The organism is Mesorhizobium sp. M7A.F.Ca.CA.004.06.1.1 (assembly GCF_003999135.1).
Classification (GTDB): Bacteria; Pseudomonadota; Alphaproteobacteria; order Rhizobiales; family Rhizobiaceae; genus Mesorhizobium.
Map to the genome: position 1 here is coordinate 1 of NZ_RZPQ01000305.1, position 6,389 is coordinate 6,389.

The window sequence follows — 6,389 nt, forward strand, 5'->3', positions numbered from 1 at the left end:
CGGCGAGCCTGCCGATGCGATGGCGTCCATCGACAAGCTGCAGGGGCCGGATTGGTTCGGCCTGTTCAAGTCGTTCCACCGCGCCCTGATCGCTGATGCATCCGGCATGCCCGAAAAGGCCGAGGCGATCTATGCCGCGACCATGCAGGATACCGCCGCCGGCGGTGCTGCTCCCGAAACCTGGATGCGCAACGCCCAGGCCTACGCCTCGTTCCTGGTCCGCAAGGGCGACAAGACCAAGGCGCTGTCGGTGCTCGACCAAGCCGAGGCGTTTTCGCCGGGCAAGCTGGAAATCGTCGCCTTGCGCGACCGAATTGCAAAAGGCGACAAGATTGCGCCGCTGGTTGCCGGCCCATCCGATGGCGCCTCCGAAATCCTGCTCGACCTCGCCACCGCGCTCAACCGTGGCGGCGGCGAGCCGTTCGTGCGCCTCTATCTGCAATATGCGCTTGCTTTGAAGCCTGACAGCGACGCTGCCCTTGTGCAACTCGCCGCCGTGTCCGAGCAATTGAAGGACGGCGAAGGTGCCATCGCGCTCTATCGCCGGATTCCCGCCGCTTCGCCGCTGAAGGAGCTTTCGGACCTGCAACTCGGCCTCAATCTTGCCGATCTCGACCGTCACGAAGAAGCGATCACCCATCTGAAAGCCTTGGTCGACGCCCATCCCAATGACATGCGCGCCTATCTGGCGCTCGGCGGCGTCTATTCCTCGAAGGACGATTTCCGTTCGGCCGCCACTCTCTACGATAAGGCCGTCGAGGTGCTGAAGGCGCCGACCGCGGCCAACTGGAACATCTTCTACCAGCGCGGCATCGCTTATGAGCGTCTGAAGGAATGGCCCAAGGCCGAGCCGAACTTCCGCAAGGCGCTGGAACTGTTCCCCGACCAGCCGCAGGTGCTGAACTATCTCGGCTATTCCTGGGTCGACATGAACATGAACCTCAAGGAAGGCCTGGCGATGATTCAAAAGGCCGTCGACCTCAGGCCGAGCGACGGTTACATCGTCGATTCGCTGGGTTGGGCCTATTTCCGCCTCGGCAGGTTCGATGACGCGGTGCGCGAAATGGAACGCGCCGTGTCGCTGAAGCCGGAAGATCCGGTTCTCAACGATCACCTCGGCGACGCCTACTGGCGCGTCGGCCGCAAGCTGGAAGCCACCTTCCAGTGGAACCAGGCTCGCGACCTGAAGCCGGACCCCGATGTGCTGGCCAAATTGCAGCAGAAGCTGATGAAGGGCCTGCCGCCGATCGAGTCCAACACGGCGCAGGAAACCCCGAAGGTCAAGCCAGAGCCGGTGCCCGCCCCGAAAGGGTGAAGTTCGCCATTTGAATTCAATGCAAACGGGGCTCTTTTCGGAGTCCCGTTTTCGTTTGAACCGGATTCGGCTGGCTGCCTCAGAAGAGCTTGCGATAGACGACGAAGCCGGAGTGTTCGGCGACCTTGTCGTAAAGCTTCATCGCCGTGTGATTGGTCTCATGCGTCAGCCAGTATACCCGGCCTGAGCCGGCCGCCTGCGCGCGCTCGTAAACGCGCTCGATCAGCGCCCGTCCGATGCCTTTGCCACGCGAGGCCTGCGTGGTGAAAAGGTCCTGCAGATAGCAATTCGGCGCGATCGCCGTGGTGCTGCGATGGAAGAGATAGTGCACGAGGCCGAGAAGCTGTCCCTCGCCTTCGGCCACCAGCGCGTGGACCGGCTCATAGGCATCGAAGAAACGAGACCATGTCATCTGGGTGATCTCACCCGGCAGGGCCGTTTCACCCGAGCGGCCATAAAATGCATTGTAGCCGTCCCACAGCGGCAGCCATTGCTCGAAATCCTGTCGCGTGACAGGGCGGATGACGATCGGGCTGGGCATGGCTGAAACCTGTTGTCGTTGCTGCACAGGCGAACAGAGCGCAGGCCCCAGAGATGGGCAATGGGCCAGCCCCTGCAAAGCTTTCAACATTGTCCATAATGTCGGGGTGACCGCATCGGCGTGCTTTGCTTGACGCTTTGCTGTTGGGTCTCTAGGACGTGCCGGCAAGCTAGCCTGTGCTGTCGAGGCCATCCGTGACAATTGAAATCCCCGCCCATATGCATCCCAGCCGCTCGTTCCAGGGGCTGATCCTGACCTTGCACAACTATTGGGCGGCCTATGGCTGCGTCATCCTGCAACCCTACGACATGGAAGTCGGCGCCGGCACCTTTCATCCGGCAACGACGCTGCGCGCGCTCGGCCCAAAACGCTGGAACGCTGCCTATGTCCAGCCCTCGCGCCGCCCCAAGGACGGGCGTTATGGCGAGAACCCGAACCGGCTGCAGCATTATTACCAGTACCAGGTGATCCTGAAGCCGAACCCGCCCAATTTGCAGGAACTCTATCTCGGCTCGCTGGCGGCGATCGGCGTCGATCCGCTGCTGCACGACATCCGCTTCGTCGAGGATGATTGGGAAAGCCCGACGCTGGGCGCCTGGGGTCTCGGCTGGGAATGCTGGTGCGACGGCATGGAAGTCTCGCAGTTCACCTACTTCCAGCAGGTCTGCGGCATCGAATGCGCGCCGGTGGCCGGCGAACTCACCTACGGGCTGGAGCGGCTGGCCATGTATGTGCAGGGCGTCGACAATGTCTACGACCTCAATTTCAACGGCCGCGAAGGCGCCGACAAGGTCACCTATGGCGATGTCTTCCTGCAGGCCGAGCAGGAATATTCGCGCCACAACTTCGAACACGCCAACACGGCGATGCTTCTGCGCCACTTCGAGGACGCCGAGGCCGAGTGCAAGGCGCTGCTCGACGCCGGCGCGCCGGCATCGAACGACAATCTGCCGATGCACCGCATGGTTTTCCCGGCCTACGACCAGTGCATCAAGGCCAGCCATGTCTTCAACCTGCTCGACGCACGCGGCGTGATTTCGGTCACCGAGCGGCAGAGCTACATCCTGCGGGTGCGCAATCTGGCCAAGGCCTGCGGCGAAGCGTTTTTGAAGACGCAGGCGGGTGGCTTGGCGGCCTGAGCTTCAGGCCCGCTTCATCATCTCGAGGGAAACGTTGATCGGCGGTACGGCCTGACCGCCGGCACCGTCGATCGTGCGCAATGCCTGTCGAACGCCCGGCATCGAGAAGGCACCGTGAGCCTGCGCCGTGAAGCAGGCGCCGAGCGCGAGGATCTGCAGAAGTCTGGATGCCGTTTTCATGGTCGTTGAGCCAATAGTTTCCTGCCTGAGCGTGGGTCGCTTCAGCGCTGCGTTCGGTTCATGGAAATCTTTGATCCAAGGACGGGTGGCGCGGTCTTGTCCCGACAGGGCGGCCAAAATTTCTGGAAACGGGCGCAAATCGGCGATCCCCGCGCGGAAAGGGTGACAGCGGCCAGCCGAGTTGCTATGCCCCCGCCCGGACCATTTTGCCGCGTGAGCCCCATCCATGCCTGACCTGCTTCTAGAACTCCGCTCGGAAGAGATTCCTGCCCGCATGCAGCGCAAGGCGGCGGGTGATCTCAGGAAGATGCTGACCGACGGCCTGGTCGAGGCGGGGCTGACCTATGAAGCGGCGCGCGAGTACTGGACGCCACGCCGGCTGACGCTCGATATCAGGGGCCTCACCGCGCGCTCGAAAGATATAAGCGAAGAGATCAAGGGGCCTTCGACATCGGCGCCTGAACAGGCGGTCCAGGGGTTCCTGCGCAAGGCCGGACTTTCCTCGATCGCCGAGGCCCATGTCCATTCCGATCCGAAGAAGGGCGATTTTTATGTCGCCCACATTTCGAGGCCGGGCAGGGCGGCGGAAGAGATCATCGCCGAACTGGTGCCGGGCATCATCCGCAATTTCCCGTGGACGAAATCGATGCGCTGGGGACCGGCCTCGGCCAAGCCAGGCTCGCTGCGCTGGGTGCGCCCGCTGCAATCGATCCTGTGCACCTTCGGCCCGGAGACAGAGGAGCCTGTCGTGGTCGATTTCGAGATCGACGGCATCCGCTCCGGCAACACCACCTACGGCCACCGCTTCCATGCGCCTGACGCCATCACGGTGCGCCGCTTCGACGACTATGTTTCCAAGCTGGAAGCGGCCAAGGTCGTGCTCGATGCTGATCGGCGCAAGGAGATCATCCTTGCCGACGCCCGCAATCTAGCCTTCGCCAACGGGCTTGATCTGGTCGAGGACGAAGGGCTGCTGGAGGAGGTGTCCGGGCTGGTCGAATGGCCTGTCGTGCTGATGGGCGAGTTCGAGGAGGCATTCCTGGCCATTCCAGCCGAAGTGATCCGACTGACCATCCGCGCCAACCAGAAGTGCTTTGTGACGCGGCCGCAGGGTGTCGACGACGCGCTTTCCAGCCGCTTCATCCTCACAGCCAATATCGAAGCGAAGGATGGCGGCAAGGAGATCGCCCACGGCAACGGCAAGGTGGTGCGCGCCCGCCTGTCCGACGCGCTTTATTTCTGGACGACCGACCAGGGCGATTTGCCTGACCTGGCTGAGCTCGAGGCATCGGCGGAAAAATTCGGGCTTGATCTCAAGAAGCCGCTCGACCAGCGCATGGCCCGGCTCGACCATCTCGGCGTGACTTTCCACGCCAAGCTCGGCACGCAGGGCGAACGGGTGGAGCGGATCAAGCGATTGGCGGAAGAACTGGCGCCGATCGTGGCGCAGTCAATCTCCCCCCTTGAGGAGGAGATGGCCGGCAGGCCAGAGGGGGTCGCCGCGCGTGAAGCGCCGGCGTCCTCTGACCGCGATGGGGCGTCGCATCCGGTCGTGCCGACCCCCTCTGTCGCCTTCGGCGACATCTCCCCCTCGAGGGGGGAGATTATCGCGCTCGCAGGTCGTGCCGCCGTCTTGGCCAAGGCCGATCTCACCACCGAAGTCGTCGGCGAGTTTCCGGAACTGCAGGGCGCAATGGGCCGCAAATATGCGCTGCTTCAGGGCGAGCATGCATCGGTCGCCGCTGCAGCGGAGGAACACTACAAGCCGCAGGGCCCGTCCGATCGCGTACCGAGCGATCTGGTGTCGGTCGCTGTCGCGCTCGCCGACAAGCTGGATACACTGGTCGGCTTCTGGGCGATCGACGAAAAGCCGACAGGGTCGAAGGACCCTTATGCGTTGCGGCGGGCCGCGCTCGGGGGTGTTAGAATATTGGTCGAGAATAATATTCGACTGGCGCTGATATCCATTGTCGGGACGGCTTCCGACCTCCTCTCCTTCTTCCACGACCGCCTGAAGGTCTATCTCCGTGACCAGGGCGCACGGCATGATCTCATCGATGCGGTGTTGGCGGCAGGTTCGCGCCCCATCTCCCCCCTAGAGGGGGAGATGTCGGCGAAGCCGACAGAGGGGGGCGCTATCCCGCCGACCTCTCAGCGCGAAGCGCCCCCCTCTGCCCTGCCGGGCATCTCCCCCACAAGGGGGGAGATTGGCCAATCGCCGAACGACGATCTCCTGCAGATCGTGCGCAGGGTCGAGGCGCTGGGCTCCTTCCTCGATACGGAGGACGGTAAGAACCTGCTCGCCGGCACCAAGCGTGCGGCCAACATTCTGGCCGCCGAGGAGAAGAAGAAAACGGCGGTCGCCGAAACCGTTGAGCCGGCGCTGTTTCGCGAGGATGCCGAGAAATCGCTGTTTGCGGCGGTGAATCAGGCTGAGAAGCAAGCCGGCGAAGCGATTCAAAACGATGACTTTTCCGGCGCCCTGCTGGCGCTTAGCGTGTTGCGCGAACCGGTTGATTCATTCTTTGAGCATGTTCTCGTAAACGATGAGGATCAGGCGGTGCGTGCCAACCGCCTGGCGCTGCTCGCCCGCATCCGCGCGGCCACCGGTCAGGTCGCGGATTTCTCCAGGATCGCAGGTTAAGGCGAAGAAAATATTCTCTGCTACCGGCCGCTCAAGCCGGCTTACAGTCATATGGCGATGATCTCTCCGTGGCAAAAGGAACATGTTCCCCAACCCCACGGAGGCTTCCATGAATTCCGATCACGAAATCGAAGTGACAGAAGAAACTCCCGCCGAGGCGCTTGAATCCGCTTCCGAAACCCGCCGCAGCAGCGGTCGAAGCCGCTGACCTGTCTGATGACGACGAAGATGAAGACGAAGAAGACGAGGACGACGCCGAGGACAGCGTGAAGGCTGAAGGCGACGAGTCCGAAGAAGATGACGACAAGGAAGAAGCGGCCTGATTTTTTCAGCCGCCGAATCTATCGATGGCAAGGCGGCGCTGAGGCGCCGCCTTCTCCTATCAGCCGTCCCCCGAAGCCGACGGTCAGCCGCCCCGGCGACGGTCAGTTCTCGAGAATGCTGACGCGCACGCTGTTTTCGTAGACATCGACCTGGATCAGCGGTTCGCCATTGACGATGGCGCGCTTGGTCGAGGAACTCATCGCGCCGCCGCGTTCCAGCATGCGCTGCAGGTCGGCGCGCTGACCG

General features: G+C 62.7%; 6 protein-coding genes. 4 read left to right on the forward strand and 2 right to left on the reverse strand.

Features of this window, described 5'->3' with window-relative positions; genetic code table 11:
• The coding region (locus tag EN906_RS18575) for a tetratricopeptide repeat protein (RefSeq protein ID WP_127375292.1) at window positions 1-1,315 on the forward strand (1,315 nt) is incomplete at its 5' end.
• A 79-nt stretch (window positions 1,316-1,394) separates the two neighbouring features.
• On the opposite strand, the gene EN906_RS18580 is transcribed toward EN906_RS18575, so the two are convergent.
• A complete protein-coding gene (locus tag EN906_RS18580) occupies window positions 1,395-1,856 on the reverse strand; it encodes a GNAT family N-acetyltransferase (RefSeq protein ID WP_127270006.1) in 462 nt (153 codons plus the stop codon).
• A gap of 218 nt (window positions 1,857-2,074) precedes the next feature.
• Between EN906_RS18580 and EN906_RS18585 the strand changes: the two genes are divergently transcribed.
• Entirely contained in the window at window positions 2,075-2,995 is a 921-nt protein-coding gene (locus tag EN906_RS18585; protein ID WP_174800366.1) for a glycine--tRNA ligase subunit alpha, read from the forward strand.
• A 3-nt stretch (window positions 2,996-2,998) separates the two neighbouring features.
• Here the strand turns inward: EN906_RS18585 and EN906_RS18590 are convergent, their stop codons facing one another.
• Window positions 2,999-3,313 carry a hypothetical protein gene (locus EN906_RS18590; RefSeq protein ID WP_127270002.1) on the reverse strand — a complete coding sequence of 105 codons (315 nt, stop codon included), beginning with the start codon at window positions 3,311-3,313 and terminating at the stop codon, window positions 2,999-3,001.
• Between the two features lie 88 nt (window positions 3,314-3,401).
• Here EN906_RS18590 and glyS point away from each other — a divergent pair, with 88 nt between their 5' ends.
• Window positions 3,402-5,819 (forward strand): glycine--tRNA ligase subunit beta, encoded by a 2,418-nt coding sequence (gene glyS, locus EN906_RS18595; RefSeq protein ID WP_127375293.1) that lies wholly within the window; start codon window positions 3,402-3,404, stop codon window positions 5,817-5,819.
• A 161-nt stretch (window positions 5,820-5,980) separates the two neighbouring features.
• On the forward strand, window positions 5,981-6,142 hold the full coding sequence (locus tag EN906_RS18600; RefSeq protein ID WP_236382840.1) for a hypothetical protein: 162 nt from the start codon (window positions 5,981-5,983) through the stop codon (window positions 6,140-6,142).
• The last annotated feature ends 247 nt before the right edge of the window (window positions 6,143-6,389 follow it).